The sequence below is a fragment of the Vibrio sp. 947 genome (genome assembly GCF_033339115.1).
Taxonomy (GTDB): domain Bacteria; phylum Pseudomonadota; class Gammaproteobacteria; order Enterobacterales; family Vibrionaceae; genus Vibrio; species Vibrio alginolyticus.
Genome location: NZ_JAWOTX010000001.1, coordinates 255,606 through 278,789 on the forward strand (window position 1 = coordinate 255,606; position 23,184 = coordinate 278,789).

Sequence of the window (23,184 nt, forward strand, 5' to 3'; positions counted from 1 at the left end):
GTAAATAGCGAGTAATATTAACCATTGATGTAAGAAAAACTTACAGTTTAACTTATCTATCACCAGCTACGGTTTTTAAATTATGCGGAAACTAGTCCCCTTAAAGTCCATCTACGCATTTGTTGCAGTAGCTGAGTCTGGCAGCATGACAGAAGCAGCACAGATATTAAGTGTGAGCCACTCAGCCGTAAGTCAGGCAATTAAATCGCTGGAGAGTCAAGTCAACAAGCCTCTATTTGATCGCATAGGCAGACAAGTTCAACTCAACGCGGACGGTAAAAAGTATTACAGGAAGGTGGCACCCGCTTTAGAGCAAATTGTCGATGCAACGGAAGCACTCATCCAAGATCAGAACTTGCAGCGTGTTACGCTCAATATGGTGAATTCATTGGCTCTTCACTGGTGGATTCCTCGAATGTCAGATTTACAAGGGTTTGCTCCTCAATTAGACGTTCGTTTATCAAACCTGTCTGGCAGATTCAATTTAGAACAAGAAGGTATCGACGCGGCCTTGGTGCATGGAAATCCCGAAGAATGGCAGGATTACTACTGCGAAAAGCTCAGTGAAGATGAACTGGTTTTGGTGTGCAGTCCTGAATTGATAGCGAAGACAAAGGACTCAAACATCACTCAACTCTTAAAGCAATATCCCATCATTGAAGTTACTAACGAGCGAAGAAAAAATGACTGGAACGTGTGGCAGGACGCGACGGGTATCCAGCGACCTAAAAATAAAAAACCAATCACTTTTAACATGTCGATACAAGCCGTCCAGGCCACAACTCGTCGTTTGGGGTTATTGGTCACTCATCGCTTGTTTGTGAAGGATGACATCAAATATGGTCAGCTAATCGAGCTGGGTGAACCCGTCATTAATCCTCATCAACAGCTTTACTTTGTATGCCCGCCACACAAGCTAAAGCTTGAATCGTTTCATCTGTTGCGATCTTGGCTACAACAATCATTCAACTATTAGAAACTTTTGTTAAGCACATTCACTGAAAAACTAGTATAAAGTTAGAAGAGCACTTTTCATCCAAGGATGGTTTATGAAGCAGTATCAAATATGGCTAAGCGCACTCTGTTTTGCAGTATCTTTGAGTACGACCGCTGAAGTAGAAAATGATAACCGCCTTTCAGAACAAGGGATCTCCACGGCAATTATTGGGGGTCAGCAGGCTACCCAAAACCAACTTCCTTTTTTTGCACGTCTTATTCTACATAAAACTGGCGCTAATCAGTTTGCCAATATTTGTGGGGGAACCATTGTAAACGACCGCTTCATTTTAACTGCGGCCCACTGCGTAGAACCAAGCGTTTTTACTGATGGCTGGACAATCAACGATCTACGAGTGCTAGTCAAAAACCCTACGATGAATGACGTGTTTGTTGAAGAATTCAAAGATGTTCGCTCTATCACGATTCATCCTGATTATGTGCCTAGCGATTTATGGATTAATGACATCGCTGTCCTTGAATTGACTAGACCTATCACCGATAACGTCCAATCCATCACTTTACCGCAAGACTTTGGAGACTACAGCAGCAAGTCAGTTTATCAGATATTCGGTTTAGGTCAGACCTCAACCAATGATGAAAGCTCCCCTAACTATTTACGCTGGGCAGAAGTAAAACCCCTTACCGACACCCAATGCGCTTCGTTGGTAACAGGGTTTAACGCTCAGGAAAGTTTATGTGCGAATGGATTTCCTGAACGAAGCTACACTGGCATCTGTCGTGGTGACTCAGGCGGTCCTCTCACCTATCAAGACAATAATGGCATGTATCAGCAAATTGGCATTGTGAGCTACGGTTCTTCAGTTTGCGAATCCGCTGCGATTCCAAGTGTGTTTACCGAGATTTTGAACTATGCAACATGGATTGAGACCCAAACCAGCTCAGGTGTAAAAACCAGTTATAACGCCCTCTTAGCAAGTTCGGAAGATTATCATAGCGAAGGGGACTCTGGCTTTGAGCCTGTCGATACCAACACATCTGGCTTTGGTAACAACGGCAGCAGTGGCGGCGGTGCTCTCGGATCAGGGTTGATCATGCTTGGAGGCTGGTTTGGTTGGCTAAGACACCGCAGAAATTATTCGCGCTCCTAGTAGCGTCAACAAGACATCATAATATCTTGCGCTTAACGCGAGAGTTAATGATGTCTTCAATCATCTTTTGCTCTTTTTTCGCTTTTTCATAGTTCTGCTTAGTACGCCAACGTTCAAGCACTTTTTCTAACCCTTGAACGCGTGCGTGCTTGTGTTCTAGCGTTTTCTGTACAGATGCACATTCCGCTTGCATAACGGCTTGCTCTTGCTCGTGGTGACGAAGCATTCTTTGTAGCATTTGGTCAACACGATTAAAGTTCATCAAAGCCGCGCTCGTCAGCGTCGGGCCGGTTCGGGTTGATTGTCCAGCGTGGCCTTTCAACGCCGACAACTGTTCCAATTGCATTGAAAGATGGGAGTGACGCTGACGCATGGCATCAAGTTGTTGACCCACACGGTCACGCTGTTTTTCTTCCATTTGCTGTAACTTGCCTACGGCTTTTAACTTGGATTTCATTTCAGCCTTGTCACTCCCATTTGATTAAGCACTTTGAAAAAGCTGCGCGAGCTCGGTCAAACTGGTTGGGTAATCTACAGACTCGTTGGCAGCTTGTTGTAGATATGCACGCAAATTTGGATACATAGCAACAGATTGATCTAACTCAGGATCTTGTCCTGGTTGATAACCCCCTAATGGCAGTAACTCTTTAACCTGAAGGTAGTTGGAGTACATTTGACGGAAGTTATTCGCAATCGTGCTGTGTGCGTCCTGCGTACAAGTATTCATACAACGGCTAATAGACGCGTTGATATCTATCGCGGGATAATGCCCTTGCTCAGCCAGTTGACGCGATAAAACGACATGCCCATCTAAGATGGCGCGCGCGGAATCCACGACAGGATCTTGTTGGTCGTCCCCTTCTGCCAATACGGTATAAATTGCCGTTAAGCTACCATGTTGATTTTCACTGTTACCCGCTCGCTCTAGGAGTTGAGGTAACACGCTGAAGACTGAGGGCGGATAACCACGAGAAGCTGGAGGCTCACCGAGCGAAAGAGCGATTTCGCGCTGTGCCATGGCGTATCGGGTTAGAGAGTCCATCAGTAGTAGAACGTCTTTGCCTTGGTCTCGGAAATACTCTGAAACGCGATGACAAAGTAGTGTCGCTCTTAACCTCATTAGCGGGGATTCATCAGCAGGAGCCGCGATAATGATCGCTTTCTTGCGCGCTTCTGGGGTTAAGTTTCTCTCGATAAACTCACGTACTTCTCTGCCTCGCTCACCGATAAGCCCGACCACAATTACATCGGCCTCCGTGTTTTTGGTGATCATCCCCATTAACACACTTTTACCGACGCCACTGCCAGCCATCAAACCAATACGTTGGCCTTTGCCTACCGTCAATAGTCCATTAATCGCACGCACGCCTACGTTGAGTGGTGTATCAACTGGGCGTCGCTTCAGTGGGTTAATCGGTTTTGGTTCAAGTGAAACTCGCTCTCCCCCCTTAAGCGGTGCCCCGTCATCTAACGGCTCACCTAAACCATTCAGTACGCGTCCTAACCACTGAGAGCTTAGCTGCACGGTACTGTCACCATCAAGAGGGATGACTTTTGCACCTGCAAACAGACCGCCTAAACGGCGGATAGGCATGAGGTAAGCAATAGTGTGTTCAAAGCCCACAACTTGCGCTTCGATCATATCGCCTTCCGCGGTTTCTACGAGACAACGCTGCTCAAGCTTAAACCGACACCCTACGGCTTGTAACATTAAGCCGTTTACTTTTATCAATCGCCCTGTTACGCGAGCAACAGGGATTGAATCGAGCGAAGCCAAGGCTTCGCTCAAACGCTCACTTAATAGTTCATGGCTTAGGGTATTACTCATGCTCAGACTCTACCTGTGGAATACTGACTTCATCCAAAAGGTGTTGCTTTACATTGTCCATACAGGCTTCCAAACGAGAGTCGCAGCTCGCATCCGCTTCTGCGTCATCAGTCACTAACTGACAGCCACCAATAGGAAGCTCCGTATTAGGGACCAGTTTCCAAGATTGCGGCAAATCAGCATTGATGTGAGTAATGCGCTCTAAATCTTGCGGATTTAAATGCACAGTTACTGTTTCCGCTTTACCAGGCATGGCAGACAATGTCTCGTCCACCAAAGCTAGGATCTGCTGAGGCATTAAAGTGAGCTCGGCACGAATCACTTGCTGAGCTACCTTTTGTACCAGTTCACAAATCATATGGCGTTGTTGCTGTTCTTTTTCATCTTGCCAACGAGAAAGGGCGTGAAAAAGTTCATTGACAGGCTTCGCCGCCTCCAAAAAGCCTTGCTTTCCAGACTGCTCACCGGAAACAAAGCCTTTTTGGAAACCTTCTTTTTGGCCTTCCAACAGACCTTGTTGCTTGCCCTGTTCGATACCTTGGCGTAAGCCTTCCTCATGTCCTTGTTGCAAACCTTGTTGAAAACCTTCTTCAAGTTGCTGTTGGATATCTATTTGAGGTTCTTGCCAGCCTTGGTTATCTAGCCCGAATTCGTCTTCGATAGTCTTAGGTTGCGCTAAAGGCGGAAAACGGTGTAAACGATACCCGCTCGGAGGCAATCGCATAGTACTTGATTTTGTCTCTAGCATGACCTTACTCCACCGTTGGCTCTTCATAGAGAAGCAGCTGAACTTCACCAGATTCATCCAGCTCACGTACCATTTGCATGATGTCTTGACGTGCTTTTTGAACTCGACTTAACGCAACAGCGCCGCGTGCGTCCATGTCATCTTCTAGCGCTTTCACCATACGTTGCGGCATTGAACGCTTAATAGCTTGTTGTAAGGTAATATCGGAACCTTTTAGCGCAACTGCCCACAACTCTAGCGGGATTTGCTGCACCAACATGTCCATAGTTTCTTCGCGTTGTCGGCCAAGAACCATAAAGTCGAACATGTTTTCTTCGATTGCATTAACAACATCTTCATCATGCAACTTCAGCATTTCCATCAATGAACCACGGTCACCTTCAAAGCGGTTAATGATATCTGCTGCTTGCTTAACACCTGATAACGGCGTGCTTTGACTTGCGGATACTTTTTCGATGCAACGCTCAACGAGTTCATGCAAATCAACGGCAACTTGATGATCGATATCTTGCAATTGAGCAATACGGAACAATATTTCGTCATGGTAATCTTGTGGCAAGTGCTTCAATACCGCTGAAGAGCTGTCCGCTGGCAAATACGCTAGAAAAATTGCTTGCATTTGTGGGTGCTCATTCACAATGAAACGAGCGAGAGTTTCTGCTTCCACCCACTGTAAGCGCTGCATATTGTTGCGAATTTCATCGCCATATAAGGTATTTAATAACCCTTTTGCCAAATCGTTACCCAACGCTTTGCGCAATGTATTAGATAGGTATTCCTTAGAGGCTCCTCGAATACCGCTGTGCTCACGGAAATCTTCAAAGAAAGTTTGAATAACACCACGAGCAGAATCGCTCTTAATGCCATTTAACTTCGCCATTGCACGAGTCACACGCTGGGTTTCATCACGGCTAAAGTGTTGCAAAACCTTCGCTGCGGCATCCTCGCCCATGCCTAATAGCACGAGCGCGGTTTGTTCAACATAACTAAGCGTCTGCTTTGATAGAACTGTGTTCATTGATGTTTACCCATTGTTTCAGTATTTCGGCTACGCGCTCTGGCTCTTCATTAGCAATAAGCTGTAGGTGTTTCAATTGAATTTCTAATGGCGAACCTGCTGGTGGTAGCATGTCGCTGTTTACATCTAAACCTGAAGAGGCTGAGATGCCTTTTTCAGATAGGCGGCGATCAAGTACTTCTTCATGCTCGCGCTCTTCACGCGTTTGCAAGTTTTCGTAGTCAGGTTCTTCCTGAGGCTCAGCAAAATTTAGCTCAGGCACAGGTTTATCAACGCCAGTTAGGTGCATGATTAATGGACGCAGTACGAAGAAGATCATCGCCAAGCCTAACAAGCCACCAATAACGTAGCGTATTGGCTGCTGTACTGTAGGGTCTTGCCACCACGGCAGTGCAGGAGGAGCATCAATTTCAATTGGGGTGAAGTTGAAACTCATTAAACTTAAGCTGTCACCACGTGTGGCAGAGATACCAACAGCATCCATGATCATGTTTGAGATTTGCTCTTTATCGGCTTCACTCCACGCCACACCATCTGGCGAAGCTTTGGAGTTCAACAGAACCGATACACTAAGCTTTTCTATTTGGCCTTGTTGGTATTGAGTACGACGAACACTGCTCCCTACAGCATATTGACGATTCACTTCAGATCGCGCATTCGTGTTTTGGCTATCGTTCGTTTCCACTTCACCAGATCCTGTCACTGGCGGTTGGTTACTTAGAGAACCAGGAACACCCAACGCAATTTGATCAACCGAGTTGTTATGAATGGTGTGCTCATTACGCACAACCGGTGCGTTATCCAAAATTTCTTGTGTTTCTTCAACTTGGCTAAAGTCCAGATCGGCAGCGACTTGTACTCGGAAGTTACTCGGCCCCACAATCGGCGTAAGCATATCTGCTGCGCGTTGGATGATCTGTTTTTCAACACTCTTCTGGTATTCAAGATATTTCGCATTTACTTTACCAGCTTCCGCAGAAGCGACATCCGCACTAAGAAGACGGCCATACTGGTCAATGACAGAAACAAATTCTGGCTTCATTGCCGTGACACTGCCGACCACTAGGTTAATGATCGCTTCAACTTGTTCAGGCTTTAAGTCTTCACCAGGTTTGAGCTCAAGCATGACAGATGCTGAAGGATTCTCACTGTTTTGGCGGACGAATAGAGTTTGACGAGGTATTGCTAAATGAACACGCGCGTTCGCTACTGAGTTCAAAGACATGATAGTACGTACTAACTCACCTTCTAAACCATGACGATAACGCGCTGTTTCCATAAATTGGCTCGTACCAAGAGAGCTATCTTCCTTGAGCGAATCCAAACCTGTCGGCAGCTTAGCTTTAACACCTTTTGATGCAAGCAACATGCGCACCTTCGCAACCTCACCTTCTGGTACAAGAACTTGTCCATTTTGCTCTTGCATGCGGTAGCTTACGCCTTCGCTTTCTAATACCGACACAATTTCGCCGATATCAAAACGCTCTTGCTGGCTATAGAGCGGACGAAAGCTCTGCGAGGAACTCCATAGTGCAACCACAATAATCGCTGCAACAATCGCAGCTAACACCGCAGATAGCACTAAGTTTCTCTGACTGCTAGACCAGATTTGCTTCAGCTTCGTTGTCACATCGTCCATGCCGTTGGCAGTAGAAAATGTCTGTGCTGTGCCGGTAGCCATAGCTGTGTTTCCGGCGACTTGGGGGGTTAGTTCTGACATGAATTACACCGGCATCTTCATAATATCTTCAAATGAGGTCACGACTTTGTTGCGCACTTGCATCAAAGCATTAAAGGACAAGCTGGCTTTTTGGCTCGCGACCATTGCACCAACTAGGTCATCACTTTTTCCTGTTTCTACGGCCGTCATTTTTTGACTAGCCACTGATTGATGTTGATTCACTGTATCCAACACATTTGTCATCGCTTGTGAGAACGATAAAGGTGCGTTTAGTGATTGTTGATCTAAAGGATTTGCACTCACGATAAACTCTGGCGGCTGCACTTGTGCCTGCATCGCCTGCATTTTTGACAACATAAGTTGCTCTGCCGAGACCGCATGAGTAGGTTGACTTGCCATCTATTTTTTCTCCTATTAGGCAGCCGAGCCTAGTGCCGACTGTAAATCAATACCATGTTCTCGCATTGCTGCGAGCTTGTAGCGTAGCGCTCGAGTAGAGACTCCAAGCGCGTTTGCGGTTTTCGTTCGGTTTCCACCAAACTGACGTAACTTTTCCAAAATAAACTGATATTCAGCTTGCTTCTTCGCTTCTACATGACCAAAACTTGCAGTTGGCTCTGCTGTAGGAACTGACGCGACAAGCTCAATAGGCAGCATCAGGTCATGGGCTGTAATGTAATCACCATGACGCATGACCAAAGCGCGTTGAATGACATTTTCCAACTCACGAATATTGCCCGGCCAGTGATACTGACTCAGCGCACTAATCGCATCTTGGGATAGGTGACAGCGGCTGCTATCTTGATACTTTTCAATAAAGAATTGGCTAATTGGTAGAATGTCCTCTTTTCTTTCACGCAAAGGCGGCCAGTGCAGAGGCAGCACATCTAATCGATAATAAAGATCTTCACGGAACGTGCCTTTTTGAACTTCCTCACGTAAGTCTTTGTTGGTTGCCGCAATAACACGAATATCGAGCTGAACGGCTTTATGGCTACCAACACGTTCTACTTCACGCTCTTGAAGGACGCGTAACAATTTCGCTTGAACCGCAGGTGACATTTCACCAATCTCGTCAAGCAGAATCGTCCCGCCATTTGCTTCTTCAAACTTACCGCTTTGAGAATTTGTCGCTCCGGTGAACGCGCCTTTTACATGACCGAATAGCACAGCCTCTAACATTGACTCTGGAATGGCGGCGCAGTTAACCGCCACAAATGGACCATTGATACGCGGAGAGTGCTCATGCACATATCGCGCCAGCACTTCTTTACCCGTTCCCGATTCACCTGTAATAAGCACACTCGCGTTAGTACATGCTGCACGATGCGCCAATTGCAGAACTTGTTTGCTTCTCCAAGACTCCGCAACAATGTTGGCCATTGGCTTACCTAACGCTTCAACACGTTTAAGCAGATTAACCAACTGATTAGATTCAAATGGGCGTAATAGATAATCAGTAGCGCCCGCTTTCATCGTCTCAGCAGCCAAGATGCCTTGTTCTTGATCGACAATCGCAATAACAACACCCGAATTTCGCTGCTTTTGGTGACACGCGACAAACTCACGAACACACATATCCGGCAGCGTAGAGCTCACTAAAGTGATTTCTGCTCGCTCTTCAAGCAAAGCGCCTCGACCAGTACGAGTGTGTTTCGCGGTGTAACCTGCATTTTGCAACACATCCAATACTGGTTGAGCAAGAGCTTCATTTGGCTCAACCAACAAAATTTTCGTTTTCGTCATCATTGAACCTTAACTTTCGTTTGTTGATTTTGTGATTGTAGAGCTGGGTGGTGTTTCGTAGCCGTATACTCGTTGTCCCTCACTAAACGCAGGGTGACACGTCGGTTTTTTGCTTGGCCATTAACCGAGTTATTGCTGGCAATTGGGTAACGTGAACCATGAGCTCGTGTTTCGATCATCGACTCGTCGACCCCAAGCTCAATCAAAGCATTGGTGACTTGCTCTGCTCGAGTACGTGACACAGAAAGGTTCGTTAAACTTGAACCAACGTTATCGGTGTGACCGTCGATGAGGATTTTGGTCACTCGATCATCCACAGATACATAGCTATACAGCGCTTCTAGTGTTGCTTTCTGTCCACGACTTAACGTCTTCTGACCAAACTCAAATGAGAGCGCCATATCCCTTGCCTCTGAAAAAGACAATTTAGGCAATCGCGCGCGACACGCATTAAATGATTTCAATGCGTTTTGAATTTGAAGAGTAGGAATCACAATCTCTGAAACAGAGGAAGCATTACTTCCTTTAAGTGACAGCGTCACCCAACTACCCGAAGCAATTGAATCCATGAATTCTTCAGCGCCTTTATTAAAGATGAAACGCTGAGACGGCTTAGTAAATTCAAGGGAGTCAAACTCTTTTCTATAAAGCTCATCACTCCAAGGAGCATTTTGAGTTGTTAAAGCAATCGTTTTCCATTTATTGTTTTCATATTCTATGTCGGAAATAAAATAGAATTTATTATTAGGTTCCGCTAGGAAATAAAACTTCCCATAGTCATTATTTGATTGCAACAAGTTGCATTTGAATTTATTTCCCTCATATGTCCATTTAGAGAGGTCCATAGGGATTGTTAAGACTTCTTCTGAATATGACACTTTTGAAAGAATAAAACTGATAACAATAATTGTGTTACAAATTATCAAACGGACATAATTCATGTATATCTTACATTCCCATGACTTAAACCGTTTAATTAAATATGCCACCAAGCCGAGAGAACTGGCATAGCTAATCATTTTAATTACCTATTCTGAATATTAAAATTGGTTACAAAACGCTCAAGAGAGCACGCTTAGCCTCCAGTGGAAGCTTTAAGCATAAAAAACAGTATCTTATAATTTATTTATTTGAAGTTGTTGTTACGCCATAAAGGCAATTTAAAAAATCTATAACAACTAAAACGCTCAACATTGTTATTTTATTTATTAAGCGATTTATAAAGAAAACTAACTCTTTTTAAATTTCATTAAAAGATTATGACTATATGAACAAAGCAACATGTGAACTAAAGTCACAATCTTAGAGTTTGGAGCTAAAAGATCATTAAAATTTCTGTGTAGACTACACGCCATTAAGTTAAAACACTTTCGATTGTTAACGCACGGTAAAATATAAATGGAAAATAGAGTTAGCGAGCCTATTTCTGATAGTCAACTACTTGATGTAGAATTATTAGGCAAACCTATTCATATCATTCGTGAGAAGCTCGATAATTTAATTTCAGAATCTTGCTCAAACCTTACGACTGAATTACAAAATTGGCTCAGCACAGGAAAAGTGGAAGCTAGCTTAACCTCAGTAGACTTGCACCGCTTTACATCGGTTGAGATGGACAAAGAACAAACGTCGACCTATCAACATCAGGAAGGCGGCATGGTATTCATCCATGGTAACCCTCACACGCTCATAAAGTTGGCTGATAGATTTTATGGTGCAAGTGCAGAGCGCTCAGCCGCTACTCTGACGGCCAGTGACTTACGTTTACAAGAGCGCATCAGTCGAATCATCATCGGTTGGCTTGCTCCTGGTGAAATGTGGGACACGGGTGAGTATGAGACCCCTAGAGGTATTGGCATTAACGTTCAATTAAACATTGCGTTTGACGATCATCAAGGCTCAATTCATCTCAAGCTAGATGGTCATCTTATTCAAACGCTGATCGAGCAGCTTGAACTGCAACCTGATACCGATTTGTTTCAACCTTTCTGTCGTTCTTTAGAGACGACCCCCGTTCGACTGAACGTTGTTCTAAGTAAAAAGAAGATGCCTTTAAGTGATGTGGTTGGCTTACAACCCAACGATATTTTACCTATTGAGCTTCTTAACACGGTTCCAGTAAGCATTGGCAACCAATCTCTATTTACAGGTCGTATTGCCGAGCAAGACGGCCAACTTGTTTTGATCTTTAACCCTGATAAGGAACCGCAGCGATGAGCGAAGCGCTAGAAACTAATGCATTCGACGCAGAAGAACTGAACTTTGATGATTTTCAATTAGAAGACTTTGAAGCCGAAGATACGCTCCAACAAGAACCAGCCACTGCGGAACGTGACCTTAGCTTTTTCAAAAGCATTCCTGTCACAGTCACGCTGGAAGTTGCGAGTAAGGAGATCCCACTTGGGGACTTAATGAAAGCGGGTGAAGGCACGGTTATCGAGTTGGAAAAGCTCAATGGCGAGCCTTTAGACGTGAAAGTAAACGGTTCTCTTATGGGCCACGCTGAAGTTGTCGTTGTCAATGATAAGTATGGACTTCGTCTGATCGATGTACATGACTCTGCATTGAGTGGCGTTGGTCAATAATCTTAGGTAGGCATCACAATGAAAAATCTGAGCGCTTGGCACCGTTGGTTACCTCTTTTGGTATTGGTGTCACTTTTGTTTGCTTTCCCAACAATGGCGGCTGACAACGGCTTAACTATCTTGTCCGTTTCTGATGGCGACACACAACAAGAATACAGCGTTAAACTGCAAATTCTGTTGTTGATGACGGCGCTCAGTTTTCTTCCAGCATTTATTTTGATGGCGACGAGCTTTACTCGAATTGTCGTTGTCCTTGCGATTTTGCGCCAAGCTCTTGGTCTTCAACAAAGCCCACCTAACAGAGTGTTGGTCGGGATCGCTCTCGCATTGACGTTGCTGATTATGCGCCCTGTCTGGAGCGATATTTATGAAAATGCGTTTCAGCCATACGACAACGGCGAAATCACGCTAATACAGGCTTTTTCTGTTGCAGAGAAACCAGTGAGAGAGTTCATGTTGGCACAGACGCACCAAAGCTCTCTTGAACAAATGTTACGTATTGCCAATGAGCCTCTCGACCAAAACGTTGAGGATATTTCATTTGCCGTTGTCTTGCCTGCATTTGTCATTAGTGAACTGAAAACCGCCTTCCAAATTGGTTTTATGCTTTTCATCCCGTTTTTGGTCATCGACTTGGTTGTCGCCAGTGTCCTGATGGCAATGGGTATGATGATGCTATCACCTTTGATTGTCTCACTTCCCTTTAAGTTGGTGGTATTTGTACTCGTGGATGGTTGGGCAATGACAGTTGGCACCTTATCTGCCAGCTTCGGTTAACTAGGAGCTGTTATGACCCCAGAACTAACCGTAACGTTATTTTCCGATGCAGTATGGCTGATCATTTTGATGGTTGCCGTATTGGTTGTTCCAGGCTTAATTGTCGGTTTGTGTATCGCCGTATTTCAGGCTGCCACACAAATCAACGAGCAAACACTCAGCTTTTTGCCACGTTTGCTCGTTACCTTGTTAATGGTGATTTTTGCAGGTCACTGGATGCTCCGTAAGATCATGGAACTGTTTGATTTCTTGTTCCACAACATACCAGGGATGATTGGCTAATGGCCATCACATTTGCAGAGCTCTCGGCGATACTCGGTCAACTCTGGTGGCCGTTTTTTCGTGTGGGAGCCGTATTTATTTCAATGCCTTTCTTCGGTGATGCAATTATTCCTGTTTGGGTTCGTACTTTACTGGCCCTCTCGATCGTTGTCATTACTGGACCGTTAATGCCACCCATGCCACAAGTCGAGTTATTCTCTATGACTTCCCTGTTCCTTGCTTTTGAGCAAGCTATTTGGGGGGTAATGTTTGGGTTAATTTTGCACATGCTCTTTAACGTTTTCACCATGCTTGGTCAGGTGATTTCTCTACAAATGGGCTTAGGTATGGCGATGATGAATGATCCTATTAACGGGCTTTCTGTCGCCATTTTGGGACGCATATTTCTGATTTTCTCAACCTTGCTGTTTCTTGCGCTAGAAGGACACTTACTCGTCATAGATATCGTGATTCAAAGCTTTGTTGTTTGGCCAGTCGGATCTGGTATCACATCGCTTTCTCTGCAAGGTGTTGTCAATATTTTCGGTTGGATGTTTGCCTCTTCACTCGCTTTGGCTTTGCCCGCTATTGTTTCCATGCTTCTAGCCAACATCAGTTTTGGTGTAATGAACCGAGCCGCACCATCACTTAATGTCTATGCGTTAGGTTTTCCTATGACGATGCTGCTGGGTCTATTCAGCGTATTAATCTCAGTTTCTGGTGTTCCTGGTCGCTACACGGCGCTCGTTCACGACACCATTAGACACTTGAGTAACTTTATGTTGGGGGGAGCATGAGCGATCAATCTTCTCAAGACAAAACTGAAAAAGCCTCACCGCAGAAGGTAAAGAAAGCCCGCCAGGAAGGACAAATTCCTCGCGCGAAAGAGTTTACTACTGCGGTGATATTTCTAGCGGTGGCGCTCTACTTTTACTCTCAGCTTAATAGTATTTGGGAAAGCATGTCGGGGATCTTTCGCTACAACATGATGCTGACACGAGCCGACCTAGAAAACCCTAAACAACTTGTCGAGCAATTGGGACAAAGTTTAGCGGTCATCATCGACATGCTATTACCATTGTTTACCGTCATTATTATCGTGACCTGTGGTAGTAGCCTTGTGTTAGGCGGTTGGATGTTCCGTCCCGCGAACGTGATGCCAAAGCTGAGCAAAATTAATCCTTTGAGCGGGATAAAGCGCATTTTTTCGACCCGCTCAGTGGTTGAGCTCTTAAAGTCGACGTTCAAAGTAGCCGTGATCTTCGGCATCTTATATGGCTATTTAGACAACCACTTACAGCCATTACTTGGCATGCAAAACCTCCCACTCAGCCAAGGTTTTTCTCTAGTAATGTCAATTCTGTTTGAAGGCTTACTCTTAATGGGCTTCGCCTTGTTGTTATTTGGGGTTATCGACATTCCTTATCAGCGTTGGGAACACCTAAAAGAACTCCGCATGACGAAACAAGAATTGAAAGAGGAATTTAAAAATAATGAAGGTCGTCCGGAAGTAAAACAACGTATTCGTCAAATACAGCAACAGTTTGCGCGCCGTAAGATCGATAAAATGGTGCCGACGGCTGACGTGATCATCACAAACCCAACGCACTACGCAGTCGCACTGAAATACGAGCCTTCGCTTTCTGACGCGCCCTTTGTCGTCGCAAAAGGCGTAGACGAAACTGCTATGCACATTCAACGTATCGCCCGAGAAAACAAAGTGGAAATCATTAACTCCCCGCCACTTACACGTTCGATTTATCACACGACGGCGATTGAACAAGCAATCCCAAGCCAACTGTACATCGCAGTGGCACATATCCTTACTTACGTTTTGCAATTGAAAGCCTTTCGTAAAGGTGAGGGAAAAGAGCCAATTCCTTTACCTCATTTTTCGATTCCAAAACATTTGCAGCACTGATTAACCCGCGTTTATCCAAGGACACGAAAGTATGCTTAACCGGTTAAAACAACTTCAAACATCAACCAAAGGCTACGTTGGCATTCCAATCGTCTTGCTAATGATATTAGCAATGGTGATTCTTCCTTTGCCTCCTCTGCTACTGGATGCGCTGTTTACCTTTAATATCGTCTTAGCAATCCTAGTATTGCTGGTCAGCACAACCGCAAAGCGACCATTAGATTTCTCTGTTTTTCCAACTATTTTGCTGGTCGCAACATTATTACGTCTCACATTGAACGTGGCTTCTACGCGAATTGTACTCCTAGAAGGACATAATGGTGGTGACGCAGCGGGTAAGGTCATTCAAGCATTCGGTGAAGTCGTCATTGGCGGTAACTACGTCGTTGGTATGGTGGTGTTCGTCATCTTGATGATCATCAACTTCGTCGTAATCACCAAAGGTGGTGAACGTATTTCTGAGGTTTCAGCCCGCTTTACGTTGGATGCTTTACCAGGCAAACAAATGGCAATTGATGCCGACTTAAACGCTGGCCTTATCGATCAGGAAACGGCTCGCTTACGCCGTAAAGAAGTCGCCAACGAAGCCGATTTTCATGGTTCGATGGATGGTGCATCAAAGTTTGTGCGTGGCGATGCCATCGCAGGTTTGTTGATTCTGTTTATCAATATCATTGGTGGTATCAGTATTGGTGTCTTCGAGCATGGACTCGCTGCGTCTGACGCCTTTAAAACTTATGCCCTACTCACAATCGGTGATGGTCTAGTTGCTCAAATTCCTTCACTACTATTGGCAACGGCTGCCGCGATTATCGTTACGCGAATTAATGATAGCGATAATGGCATGTCGGAAACCATGCAAAAGCAATTACTGGCAACTCCTGCAACGCTATTTACTGTCGCAGGTATTATGGCGGTAATCGGTATGGTACCGGGTATGCCACACCTAGCCTTTTTTGCGTTTGCTGGCGCATTAGCGTTCGCAGGGTGGCGTCAAACCAAGAAGCCAGTGCAAGACTCCCAGATTGAAGAGGTCGAAGCACTTTCACAAGCGATGCAAGACGATGATACACCGCTGACATGGGATGATATTCCTCACGTCCAAACATTATCACTTGCGCTTGGTTACCGACTCGTCCATCTAGTCAACAAAGAACAAGGGGCTCCTTTATCACAACGTATCCGCGGTGTGCGTCGAAACCTTTCTGAACAAGTTGGCTTTTTATTACCTGAAGTTCGTATTCGTGACAACCTGAGCCTCAAGCCAAACCAATACACAATTTCTCTAAATGGCGAAGTCATTGAGCAAGGCTTTATTGAACCAGAGCGTTTAATGGCGATAGCGGTTGGCGAAACTTACGGTGAGGTAGATGGCATTTTGGGTAGCGATCCTGCTTATCAGTTGCCAGCTGTGTGGATTGAGCATCAAGATAAAGCAAAAGCACTTAATATGGGTTACCAAGTTGTCGATGATGGCACTGTTATTGCCACTCATATTAGTAAAATCATGAAGACAAACCTTGCAGAGTTGTTTACGCACGACGATGTGGAAGCAATAACCCAGCGTTTGACACAACAAGCCCCGAAACTAGCAGAAGCATTAGCAGCAGCACTTAATCCAGCGCAGCAGCTGAAAGTATATCGTCAGCTTTTATTGGACCAAGTGCCACTAAAAGATATTCGCACGATTGCCAACACAATGTTGGAATCCGCGGAAAATACAAAGGACCCGATCCTACTTGCATCTGATGTACGCTGTGCACTAAAGCGTACGCTTGTTAACTTAATTGCAGGACAAAAGAACGAATTAAATGTCTACGCACTGTCTGATGAGTTAGAACAAATGCTACTAACTTCACTGCAACAAGCACAATCCTCTGGTACGGTAACACTAGATAGCTTCCCAATTGAGCCAAACATTCTTGGTCAGTTCCAACAAAACTTGCCATTGATCAGACAACAGCTTAAACAACAGGGGCTACCTCCGATCCTTCTCGTTATGCCACAGCTGCGCCCTCTTCTAGCGCGTTACGCTCGCACATTTACACAAGGGCTAGCAGTATTGTCTTACAACGAAATCCCAGAAAACAAACAAATCAATGTGGTAGGAAACCTTGGTTAATCTTATTTCAACACATGCGATGTACGAACATTTGGTTGGTCTCGCAGTACAACACATCGTCACGGATGACGATCAATTAGTCTTTGATGCTTTAAAACACAATGATGTCCAACACGCATGCCAAGCAATTAGGGAAGCTCAATCAGGGGAAGTAGAATTCCAACACCTGACGTTGAGATTTGGTATGCGTGGAGAACAAAGTGTCTATCAATTCAAACTCTCTGAACAAATGCAGTACTGCCTGGATTTGTTCAGTCTTTACCTTGCACTAAGACAAACACAATTTCAGTTAGAAGCCTTTCATCACGACTTGATTAGTAATGTTGTCGTGCCGATTCGCGTGGATGCATTACTGTGGGAGCCTGGGGTTTATTTTCTCGAACAGACGATTCAATTCCACTCTTCTGCTTTTCAACATGTGATTCCTTCTCTTCAAGCTGATGAAACGTTATGTGATCGTGATAAAGTCGCCACACTCACCAAAAAGTTAAAAGAGAATGCATATTCACTTTGGTTTGAAGTCGCGACATCGCAAGTGAACTTCGAGCGCGTCGCAGACTTTAGTCCCGATATGATCAAATTGTCAGTCACACTAGAAGATAAAGAAGAAAGACACGCTTTCCTACCTATTGCTAAGTTCTTAAGAAAGCATAAATATACTTGGGTTGCCGGACGTGTAGCGAGTCAAACGGAACTTAACCGGTATCGTTTATTGGGTGCCAGTTATTATTTTGGTTATTTCAGCGATATCCCAACCTCTCTCTCCTTTCAGTCTTTTGATGAGGAATAGTTGAAACTCAACCATTTATATTTAAAACAGCACGATTTATTCGTGCTGTTTTTTTATTTATAACGGATAACCACAAGATCATTGGGCAATAGTTTCTTTAACTTAACTAAAAAATTTAGGCTTATATGATGATTTTCCCGGTTTTCATGGAATACAAATCACTAAAAATCATCAATTTTTATCTTTTTTAGAAATTTTTTAATTTTCAAATTAATCATTAAAGCCGACCGACCGCCTCTAGTTAGTGACAAGGGAATATCCCGAGGCCTGAAAGATATAGTGACTAACTAAGGAGACTAAGATGGCTTTATCAATGCACACTAACTACGCTTCGCTTGTAACTCAAAACACAATGAACACAACAAGCGGACTTCTAAATACAGCAATGGAACGTCTAAGCACAGGCTACCGTGTGAACTCAGCTGCTGATGACGCTGCTGGTCTTCAAATTGCTAACCGTCTAGAAGCGCAAACACGCGGCATGTCAGTAGCAATGCGTAACGCACAAGACGGCATCTCTATGATGCAAACTGCTGAAGGTGCGATGGATGAAATGACAAACATCGTTTACCGTATGAACGACCTTGCTACACAATCGTTGAACGGTTCAAACAGTGCAACAGACCGTGCGTCTCTTAACAAAGAGTTCACACAGCTTACTGCAGAACTAAACAACATCGTAGACAACACTAAGTTCGGTGGTCAAAACCTTCTTAAAGGCGGCGGCTTCGGTGCAGGTGACGTAACATTCCAAATCGGTGCATCTTCTGCTGAAACATTGACTGTAAGCGCAAGCGCAGGTATCGGTGAAATCACTACTATCCTTGCTGATGCAGCAATTACAGATGGTATCGATGACGCGACTAAAGCAAAAGCAGCACTAGACAAAATCAGCGGCGCTGACGGTCTAGTAGAAAAAATTGGTAGCTCTCGTGCAGACTTCGGTGCGAACATCAACCGTCTTGAGCACACTATGGCTAACCTTGGTAACATGGTAGAAAACGTTACAGCATCTAAAGGTCGTATCATGGATACAGACTTTGCAGTAGAGTCTTCAAACATGACTAAGAACCAAATGTTGATGCAAGCAGGTACAACTGTTCTGTCTCAAACTAACCAGCTTCCAAGCATGGCAATGTCACTACTACGCTAATTACTTAGTTAATAGTGCGCTTAATTTAAATCGTCTTAATTATAAAGCCTTCCTATGGAAGGCTTTATTTTTATCTACGAATATAAATAGAGCTCGTATTATCTTTGTGAGATTCAGGCACTCTGAATCCGAATTTCAACATAATATTAAATAAAACCTTATTAAACAGTTCTAATTCTATCGTCTCTAATTTGCTTCCTATTTTACTATCTCTAAGTTCAGGAAAATTGAACTTAGCTTCCTTTAAGATACTAGCTATCTCATCAGAATTGATGCTCTGTTTACTTAATAGTTTTTTGTTAATGAACTCTTCATATGCACGAGCACATTTCATCAATCGCAACGCAAATTCATTCATAACTGACATTCTTTGAAACGTAAAAAATTTAATTTTTAGTGAGAACACTTGCACTTCGCACTATCAAAAATAATATCAGAACGCAATTAATGCACTCTGTAAGAATTATCTGAATCAAGCTGAAGTAAAGGCTGAATATAACGTCCAATTAAAACATCTCTCCTAATTAGAACCGTCAATACAATTAAATATTTTCTTTGTTTAGGTCGCCTTTTCTTATAAGGAAATTACTTTTTCCATGGAGGAAGGCGGAACAAACAAGGTGGAAACACCACTTCCTCCCAAGAAAACAAAATAGCTTTAAACCTTTGTTTTAATTGAATTTAATATACGGCACGTATCTTGCCACTGATAATTAAACTAAGGCGTAGCATTCAAAGTATTCAAGCCAATAAGAGATGAGAGGAGCACACCTCATGAGTTCTTTAGACCCAGTAAAAATGGCAACCCAATTCGCACAATTGGACACAAACCCATTCAAAAACCGTTACCAAGCGCAAGCTAATGTGTACCAGTCACAACTGTCAGCTTTTAATAAAGTTGAAAGCGCACTACGTGATTTTCGTACTGCAATGAAAGAGATGAATAACAGCACAAACAGCATCATCAAAAACAGTGCGACACTCTCTCAAGAAGGTAACTTTACTGCAAACGCGGATGCTAAAGCGCTAACGGGTAACTATCAGATTTTTGTAGAAAAAGTGGCAACGGCGCATCAAGTATCTACAGGTATGCCTGCAGACCTTGAGGCAACGACAGAAGTACCAACAACTGGATCTTTAGAATTCACCATCAACGGTGAAACAATGACTCTAGACTTGTCCTCCGTTGATGTTAATGGTGACGGCACTGCAACGATCAGCGATTTAGCCAGTGCGATTAACAATCACACGGATAACCCTGGCGTTAACGCCACTCTAGTTCGCTCGAATGGTCAAACACACTTTATGCTATCGAGCACTGAGACTGGTGTCGAAAATAAGATCAACGTATCTGCATCGGGTACTGGCCAAGCGTGGTTTGAAGACGCCTTCACCAACCTCAAGCAAATCAACGCTCCGCAAGATGCGGTTATGTGGCTAGGTGCAAAAGACTCAGGCCTGAAACTAACCAACGCAAGTAATACTTTTGAAGGTGTCATCGACGGTGTTGACATTACCGTATCTAAACCGCAAGCCGCGGGAGATTCGCCAATCGGTTTAAAAATTGGAGCTGATAGCGAAGGCACTAAAGAACAACTAGATAAGTTTGTGGAAACCTACAATGCCCTTGTTTCGACTATCGATCAGTACACCCAAATTGGCGGCGAAGATCAGAAACGCGGCGTGCTCGCTAGCGACTCGACATTGCGTTCTATTGAGAGTCAGTTAACGGGGTTAATCCGAGGTGAACACAATGGTATGCGCCTAAGCGAAATCGGCGTGAGCCTAGACCGCAACGGTAAAATGAAAGTTGATCAAGAAAAGTTCAAAGAAGCTCAACAAACAAATAGCGCAGGCTTAGAGGCGTTGTTTAATGGGGATGACGCTTTGCTAGATTCTCTTGACGCGATGGTAGAGCCTTTCTTGAAGTTCTCATCAGGTACCTTCAGCACGCGTAAAGACGCAATACAGTCAAGCTTAGACCGAATCAAAGATAAACAAACCAATTTAGAGCGTAAGTACGAAATGTCGTACAACCGCTATCTCAAACAATTCACTCAAATGAATTCAATTATGACCCAAATGAACCAAACCATGTCCATGTTTAATGCTCAAAAATAAGACATTTGGTTCCAAATTTAGGAGAAATATTCATGCTTATGGATTCTGGTTACGATTCGTACCAACAAGTCGATCTCGACGCTCAAGCGGCAGCAGCAAATCCACACCAATTGGTCATCATGTTAATCGATGGCCTACTCGATGAAGTTGAACGTATTCGCGGCCACCTAGCCGCAAATCGTTTGGCCGAGAAAGGGAATGGAATCAACAAATGCATGAACATCTTGATTGGACTAACAAGTGCTTTAGATGATGAAAACGGCGGTGAAATTGCGGAAAACCTACGCCAGCTGTATGACTTCTGCCAAGTCGAACTTTATTACGCTAGCGTGCAAAACGATGCAAATCGCTTGGTTAACGTTGAGCGTGTAATGGGTAACATTCGTGAAGGTTGGATGAATTTTGGACAACAAGCATAAAGTATCGCCAGAGCGATTCCGTCATTTATCTCAGCTCATCCAGTTCGCCGCAAAAACGGCCGATTGGCATGCGCTCAAGCGGTACGACTTGCAGTTGCGAGAGCTTTTGATCAGTCACAAGCCTTTTTTGAAAGATCCTAAGCTTGCCCCTGAAATCCAGCGAGCGAAAACAGTGCACGCTAATGCCTTCGCAGTATTAGAGAAGTCGACCAACGAGTTGAAAAAAGAGATGAACATGGTCAATGACCATCAAGAACGCGCTATGGCCTATCAATTAGCAATGACCATGGAGCTAACTCAATGATCATACCTTCTTCAACTCAGCACTCGGGTAATTCGCCAGCTAACAATGAGGGTCACATCAAGCAAGCGAACTCGGTACACGGCTTTTCTCATGGTTTTAAATCAGGGAACAAGCAGAATGGTGAGCAAGACTTTAACTCTGCGTCAGCGGTACCGAGTTTTCACCTTACGGCCTCTACTTTGAACAGCGCAAACAAAGTACAAAGTCATGGTTTTGATACTGATGACCGCTCAGCTTCAGATCCGGATGCCAACTTGACCAGTACACCAGGGTTAACAGAATCGACTGATCTTGCAGCGCAAGCTCAAGCTTTAACCCAGGGTATGATTACCATGGCAGAGAAGCAGGCTGAGAAACTAGGAAAAGCGTCATCTTTAATGACTGCGAGCGAAGTTAAGTCTGTTACTCAAGATTCGTCTAACGCTATGTTAAACACATCATCAAAACAAGATGTGAAGCAAAGTCTGCCAACTTCATCGAGTTCGCGTTTGCCTATCTCCGGTGCTGAGTTTCAAACTCTTTTGAATCAACCTGTTCAAGGGCAACCAACCGCCTCTCTACTTCAAGCACAAGCTCCTACAACACAACCTGCACATTCACCGGTTGCGACGAGTCATGTTCAAGCTCAAGGCTCTGAGTGGGCAGCGGTGCGTGTTGATACCACTGCAGGAAAGTGGGGGGAGCAAATGATGCAAGTATTACATGATCGCGTGACGCTCCAAGCTCAACAAAATGTACAAGAAGCAAAAATCCGCCTAGACCCACCAGACTTAGGGAAATTGGATTTACTTGTACGTGTTGAAGGTGACCGATTGAGTGTCCACATCAACGCCAATGCCGCAGCAACACGAGAAGCTTTAATGCAAGTTTCGGAACGATTGCGTACTGAGTTACAAGAGCAAAACTTCGTTCATGTCGATGTCAATGTTGGCTCTGATCAAAACCAAGGTCGAAATGACCCACATGCAAACGAAGAAGACGCCAATATTTTCGCCGCACGAGAATCTGGTGCATTCCAAACCACGACAACAACTAACTATTCAGAACACTGGCTAAGCACTCAAGCTTAGTGAATCTTCGAGGAAAAAGGTTATGACCAAACAACAAATGATCGCCCTGTTTATCGCCATGATCATCACCAGTGCCCTCGTTTCGGCCGTCACAATTATGGGCGGAATCTGGTACTTAAACAAACACGCTCAAGAGTCACCTGACTCTGGTTCACTGATCGAAGACTCTCCACTGTCTTTTTTGGTCACAGAACAACCGACAAGTAAAGGTCCTAGCTTCCATCCTTTGGACAAAGTCGTTTTGACCGTTAAAGGCAAGAAACAGACTCACTTTGTGATGCTAGAACTGGCAATTGAGACACGCCGTCCAGAGCGTATCAAAGAGATCGATGAATACATGCCTATGGTACAAAACTCTCTATTAAAACTGTTTAGCGACAAAACGTTTGATCAGTTACAGCAAGCGGGTGCCATCGATATTCTGCAAGACGAAGTGAAGCAAACGCTTCTACTCGCTTTTGCTAAAACAGACATCGTCCGAGAAATCGACGATGTTTTGTTGACTAAATATGTTGTGCAATAACGGAGCACA

General features: G+C 44.3%; 25 protein-coding genes. 16 read left to right on the plus strand and 9 right to left on the minus strand.

The annotated features are described in order from the left end of the window. Window positions 1-82: 82 nt before the first annotated feature. Window positions 83-976 carry a LysR substrate-binding domain-containing protein gene (locus R7Q39_RS01110; protein WP_053307935.1) on the plus strand — a complete coding sequence of 298 codons (894 nt, stop codon included), beginning with the start codon at window positions 83-85 and terminating at the stop codon, window positions 974-976. Window positions 977-1,049: 73 nt separating this feature from the next. Then, window positions 1,050-2,108 (plus strand): S1 family peptidase, encoded by a 1,059-nt coding sequence (locus R7Q39_RS01115; protein ID WP_206958283.1) that lies wholly within the window; start codon window positions 1,050-1,052, stop codon window positions 2,106-2,108. Window positions 2,109-2,124: 16 nt separating this feature from the next. On the opposite strand, the gene fliJ is transcribed toward R7Q39_RS01115, so the two are convergent. From fliJ to R7Q39_RS01155, 8 genes are read right to left on the minus strand one after another with little or no spacing between them, the layout of a single operon-like run. Next, window positions 2,125-2,565 (minus strand): flagellar export protein FliJ, encoded by a 441-nt coding sequence (fliJ, locus tag R7Q39_RS01120; protein WP_005384016.1) that lies wholly within the window; start codon window positions 2,563-2,565, stop codon window positions 2,125-2,127. Between the two features lie 24 nt (window positions 2,566-2,589). After that, on the minus strand, window positions 2,590-3,936 hold the full coding sequence (fliI, locus tag R7Q39_RS01125; protein WP_053350026.1) for a flagellar protein export ATPase FliI: 1,347 nt from the start codon (window positions 3,934-3,936) through the stop codon (window positions 2,590-2,592). Then, window positions 3,929-4,684, minus strand: coding sequence for a flagellar assembly protein FliH (fliH, locus tag R7Q39_RS01130; RefSeq protein WP_005375050.1), 756 nt, complete (start codon window positions 4,682-4,684; stop codon window positions 3,929-3,931). Before fliH ends, fliI begins: the two co-directional genes overlap by 8 nt. A gap of 4 nt (window positions 4,685-4,688) precedes the next feature. Next, window positions 4,689-5,702 (minus strand): flagellar motor switch protein FliG, encoded by a 1,014-nt coding sequence (locus R7Q39_RS01135; RefSeq protein ID WP_005375048.1) that lies wholly within the window; start codon window positions 5,700-5,702, stop codon window positions 4,689-4,691. Next, window positions 5,671-7,422 carry a flagellar basal-body MS-ring/collar protein FliF gene (fliF, locus tag R7Q39_RS01140; RefSeq protein ID WP_005384024.1) on the minus strand — a complete coding sequence of 584 codons (1,752 nt, stop codon included), beginning with the start codon at window positions 7,420-7,422 and terminating at the stop codon, window positions 5,671-5,673. Before fliF ends, R7Q39_RS01135 begins: the two co-directional genes overlap by 32 nt. A 3-nt stretch (window positions 7,423-7,425) precedes the next feature. Next, entirely contained in the window at window positions 7,426-7,782 is a 357-nt protein-coding gene (fliE, locus tag R7Q39_RS01145) for a flagellar hook-basal body complex protein FliE (RefSeq protein ID WP_005375045.1), read from the minus strand. Window positions 7,783-7,797: 15 nt separating this feature from the next. Next, window positions 7,798-9,129, minus strand: coding sequence for a sigma-54 interaction domain-containing protein (locus R7Q39_RS01150; RefSeq protein ID WP_017820535.1), 1,332 nt, complete (start codon window positions 9,127-9,129; stop codon window positions 7,798-7,800). Further along, window positions 9,129-10,148 carry an OmpA family protein gene (locus tag R7Q39_RS01155; RefSeq protein WP_025768594.1) on the minus strand — a complete coding sequence of 340 codons (1,020 nt, stop codon included), beginning with the start codon at window positions 10,146-10,148 and terminating at the stop codon, window positions 9,129-9,131. Before R7Q39_RS01155 ends, R7Q39_RS01150 begins: the two co-directional genes overlap by 1 nt. A gap of 379 nt (window positions 10,149-10,527) precedes the next feature. On the opposite strand from R7Q39_RS01155, the gene R7Q39_RS01160 reads away from it, so the two are divergent. From R7Q39_RS01160 to lafA, 9 genes are all read left to right on the plus strand, one after another. After that, window positions 10,528-11,346, plus strand: coding sequence for a FliM/FliN family flagellar motor switch protein (locus R7Q39_RS01160; protein WP_005375039.1), 819 nt, complete (start codon window positions 10,528-10,530; stop codon window positions 11,344-11,346). Next, window positions 11,343-11,714 carry a flagellar motor switch protein FliN gene (gene fliN / locus R7Q39_RS01165; RefSeq protein ID WP_005375038.1) on the plus strand — a complete coding sequence of 124 codons (372 nt, stop codon included), beginning with the start codon at window positions 11,343-11,345 and terminating at the stop codon, window positions 11,712-11,714. The genes R7Q39_RS01160 and fliN overlap by 4 nt, the downstream gene beginning before the upstream one ends. 18 nt (window positions 11,715-11,732) lie before the next feature. Further along, window positions 11,733-12,491, plus strand: coding sequence for a flagellar type III secretion system pore protein FliP (gene fliP / locus R7Q39_RS01170; protein ID WP_005375037.1), 759 nt, complete (start codon window positions 11,733-11,735; stop codon window positions 12,489-12,491). Window positions 12,492-12,503: 12 nt separating this feature from the next. After that, window positions 12,504-12,773 carry a flagellar biosynthesis protein FliQ gene (gene fliQ, locus R7Q39_RS01175; RefSeq protein ID WP_005375036.1) on the plus strand — a complete coding sequence of 90 codons (270 nt, stop codon included), beginning with the start codon at window positions 12,504-12,506 and terminating at the stop codon, window positions 12,771-12,773. Then, complete coding sequence (fliR, locus tag R7Q39_RS01180) at window positions 12,773-13,549, plus strand: flagellar biosynthetic protein FliR (protein WP_005375027.1); 777 nt, start codon at window positions 12,773-12,775, stop codon at window positions 13,547-13,549. Before fliQ ends, fliR begins: the two co-directional genes overlap by 1 nt. Next, window positions 13,546-14,673 (plus strand): flagellar biosynthesis protein FlhB, encoded by a 1,128-nt coding sequence (gene flhB / locus R7Q39_RS01185; RefSeq protein WP_005375025.1) that lies wholly within the window; start codon window positions 13,546-13,548, stop codon window positions 14,671-14,673. The genes fliR and flhB overlap by 4 nt, the downstream gene beginning before the upstream one ends. A gap of 31 nt (window positions 14,674-14,704) precedes the next feature. Beyond that, window positions 14,705-16,795 carry a flagellar biosynthesis protein FlhA gene (gene flhA / locus R7Q39_RS01190; protein WP_005375024.1) on the plus strand — a complete coding sequence of 697 codons (2,091 nt, stop codon included), beginning with the start codon at window positions 14,705-14,707 and terminating at the stop codon, window positions 16,793-16,795. 19 nt (window positions 16,796-16,814) lie between these two features. After that, window positions 16,815-17,585 carry an EAL domain-containing protein gene (locus R7Q39_RS01195; RefSeq protein WP_005375023.1) on the plus strand — a complete coding sequence of 257 codons (771 nt, stop codon included), beginning with the start codon at window positions 16,815-16,817 and terminating at the stop codon, window positions 17,583-17,585. A gap of 301 nt (window positions 17,586-17,886) precedes the next feature. Continuing rightward, complete coding sequence (lafA, locus tag R7Q39_RS01200; RefSeq protein ID WP_005375019.1) at window positions 17,887-18,738, plus strand: lateral flagellin LafA; 852 nt, start codon at window positions 17,887-17,889, stop codon at window positions 18,736-18,738. Between the two features lie 70 nt (window positions 18,739-18,808). Here lafA and R7Q39_RS01205 read toward each other — a convergent pair whose 3' ends face one another. After that, window positions 18,809-19,096, minus strand: coding sequence for a hypothetical protein (locus R7Q39_RS01205; protein ID WP_005375016.1), 288 nt, complete (start codon window positions 19,094-19,096; stop codon window positions 18,809-18,811). Between the two features lie 416 nt (window positions 19,097-19,512). Between R7Q39_RS01205 and fliD the strand changes: the two genes are divergently transcribed. The 5 genes from fliD to fliL are packed head-to-tail and all read left to right on the plus strand — an operon-like array spanning window position 19,513 to window position 23,175. Then, on the plus strand, window positions 19,513-20,859 hold the full coding sequence (fliD, locus tag R7Q39_RS01210) for a flagellar filament capping protein FliD (protein ID WP_005375015.1): 1,347 nt from the start codon (window positions 19,513-19,515) through the stop codon (window positions 20,857-20,859). 32 nt (window positions 20,860-20,891) lie between these two features. Further along, a complete protein-coding gene (fliS, locus tag R7Q39_RS01215) occupies window positions 20,892-21,278 on the plus strand; it encodes a flagellar export chaperone FliS (protein ID WP_005375014.1) in 387 nt (128 codons plus the stop codon). Next, on the plus strand, window positions 21,262-21,582 hold the full coding sequence (locus R7Q39_RS01220; RefSeq protein ID WP_005375013.1) for a hypothetical protein: 321 nt from the start codon (window positions 21,262-21,264) through the stop codon (window positions 21,580-21,582). Before fliS ends, R7Q39_RS01220 begins: the two co-directional genes overlap by 17 nt. After that, window positions 21,579-22,652, plus strand: a complete 1,074-nt coding sequence (locus R7Q39_RS01225; protein WP_065275489.1) for a flagellar hook-length control protein FliK — start codon at window positions 21,579-21,581, stop codon at window positions 22,650-22,652. The genes R7Q39_RS01220 and R7Q39_RS01225 overlap by 4 nt, the downstream gene beginning before the upstream one ends. A 22-nt stretch (window positions 22,653-22,674) precedes the next feature. Further along, entirely contained in the window at window positions 22,675-23,175 is a 501-nt protein-coding gene (gene fliL / locus R7Q39_RS01230; protein WP_005375011.1) for a flagellar basal body-associated protein FliL, read from the plus strand. Window positions 23,176-23,184 lie beyond the last annotated feature (9 nt).

What these genes read in the sequence shown, in the direction of transcription:
- R7Q39_RS01110 (WP_053307935.1), top strand. Translation starts at nt 83, where the DNA reads ATGCGGAAACTAGTCCCCTTAAAGTCCATCTACGCATTTGTTGCAGTA.
- R7Q39_RS01115 (WP_206958283.1), top strand. Translation starts at nt 1,050, where the DNA reads ATGAAGCAGTATCAAATATGGCTAAGCGCACTCTGTTTTGCAGTATCT.
- fliJ (WP_005384016.1), bottom strand. Translation starts at nt 2,565, where the DNA reads ATGAAATCCAAGTTAAAAGCCGTAGGCAAGTTACAGCAAATGGAAGAA.
- fliI (WP_053350026.1), bottom strand. Translation starts at nt 3,936, where the DNA reads ATGAGTAATACCCTAAGCCATGAACTATTAAGTGAGCGTTTGAGCGAA.
- fliH (WP_005375050.1), bottom strand. Translation starts at nt 4,684, where the DNA reads ATGCTAGAGACAAAATCAAGTACTATGCGATTGCCTCCGAGCGGGTAT.
- R7Q39_RS01135 (WP_005375048.1), bottom strand. Translation starts at nt 5,702, where the DNA reads ATGAACACAGTTCTATCAAAGCAGACGCTTAGTTATGTTGAACAAACC.
- fliF (WP_005384024.1), bottom strand. Translation starts at nt 7,422, where the DNA reads ATGTCAGAACTAACCCCCCAAGTCGCCGGAAACACAGCTATGGCTACC.
- fliE (WP_005375045.1), bottom strand. Translation starts at nt 7,782, where the DNA reads ATGGCAAGTCAACCTACTCATGCGGTCTCGGCAGAGCAACTTATGTTG.
- R7Q39_RS01150 (WP_017820535.1), bottom strand. Translation starts at nt 9,129, where the DNA reads ATGACGAAAACGAAAATTTTGTTGGTTGAGCCAAATGAAGCTCTTGCT.
- R7Q39_RS01155 (WP_025768594.1), bottom strand. Translation starts at nt 10,148, where the DNA reads ATGATTAGCTATGCCAGTTCTCTCGGCTTGGTGGCATATTTAATTAAA.
- R7Q39_RS01160 (WP_005375039.1), top strand. Translation starts at nt 10,528, where the DNA reads ATGGAAAATAGAGTTAGCGAGCCTATTTCTGATAGTCAACTACTTGAT.
- fliN (WP_005375038.1), top strand. Translation starts at nt 11,343, where the DNA reads ATGAGCGAAGCGCTAGAAACTAATGCATTCGACGCAGAAGAACTGAAC.
- fliP (WP_005375037.1), top strand. Translation starts at nt 11,733, where the DNA reads ATGAAAAATCTGAGCGCTTGGCACCGTTGGTTACCTCTTTTGGTATTG.
- fliQ (WP_005375036.1), top strand. Translation starts at nt 12,504, where the DNA reads ATGACCCCAGAACTAACCGTAACGTTATTTTCCGATGCAGTATGGCTG.
- fliR (WP_005375027.1), top strand. Translation starts at nt 12,773, where the DNA reads ATGGCCATCACATTTGCAGAGCTCTCGGCGATACTCGGTCAACTCTGG.
- flhB (WP_005375025.1), top strand. Translation starts at nt 13,546, where the DNA reads ATGAGCGATCAATCTTCTCAAGACAAAACTGAAAAAGCCTCACCGCAG.
- flhA (WP_005375024.1), top strand. Translation starts at nt 14,705, where the DNA reads ATGCTTAACCGGTTAAAACAACTTCAAACATCAACCAAAGGCTACGTT.
- R7Q39_RS01195 (WP_005375023.1), top strand. Translation starts at nt 16,815, where the DNA reads ATGTACGAACATTTGGTTGGTCTCGCAGTACAACACATCGTCACGGAT.
- lafA (WP_005375019.1), top strand. Translation starts at nt 17,887, where the DNA reads ATGGCTTTATCAATGCACACTAACTACGCTTCGCTTGTAACTCAAAAC.
- R7Q39_RS01205 (WP_005375016.1), bottom strand. Translation starts at nt 19,096, where the DNA reads ATGAATGAATTTGCGTTGCGATTGATGAAATGTGCTCGTGCATATGAA.
- fliD (WP_005375015.1), top strand. Translation starts at nt 19,513, where the DNA reads ATGAGTTCTTTAGACCCAGTAAAAATGGCAACCCAATTCGCACAATTG.
- fliS (WP_005375014.1), top strand. Translation starts at nt 20,892, where the DNA reads ATGCTTATGGATTCTGGTTACGATTCGTACCAACAAGTCGATCTCGAC.
- R7Q39_RS01225 (WP_065275489.1), top strand. Translation starts at nt 21,579, where the DNA reads ATGATCATACCTTCTTCAACTCAGCACTCGGGTAATTCGCCAGCTAAC.
- fliL (WP_005375011.1), top strand. Translation starts at nt 22,675, where the DNA reads ATGACCAAACAACAAATGATCGCCCTGTTTATCGCCATGATCATCACC.